The organism is Megasphaera micronuciformis F0359, from assembly GCF_000165735.1.
Lineage (GTDB): Bacteria > Bacillota > Negativicutes > Veillonellales > Megasphaeraceae > Megasphaera > Megasphaera micronuciformis.
Window position 1 is genome coordinate 1 of the sequence record NZ_GL538179.1, and the last position, 531, is coordinate 531.

At 57.6% G+C, this 531-nt stretch carries 1 protein-coding gene; it reads left to right on the forward strand.

Annotated elements, in window-relative coordinates:
* Positions 1–531: hypothetical protein (locus HMPREF9429_RS09200; RefSeq protein WP_006940893.1), on the forward strand; the 531-nt coding region annotated here is incomplete at both ends.

Consider the following 531-nt stretch of genomic DNA (forward strand, 5'->3'; position numbering starts at 1 on the left):
CCTTGCCTACACGGCCGACAACGGAACAGGCGGCACGACGTCATTGAGCCAGGGGCTGACGTTTAAAGACGGTACGTTGACGACGGCGACGGCCGGTGCGAACGGAACGATTACGTACGACGTGAAGAAGGGCACTCTTGCCAACACGGGCGGAACGGTAAGCGTCACGGGCAATGATGGCGTAGCGACGGCACAAAACGTAGCGGACATGATTAACAACGCTACGACGAGTGTATCTACGTTGAATATTGCCGACGGCGGCACGGGAACGGGCAGCGTCAACCTGAAGAACCAGACCTTGAAGGTTACGGGCTCCAACGGCTTGACGACGACGGCGAGCGGCCAGGCTATTGACGTAGCGCTCGACGCGACGACGAAGAACAAGATCGACAACGCGGCCGATAAAGACTTGAGCAACCTGTCTACGACGGGTACGCAGAAGATTAAGGATGCGGCGGCGTTTAAGGTAAAAGCCAACGGCGATGCCGGAGACGATGTCAAGGGCGGCGATGAAGTCAACTTCAAAGACGG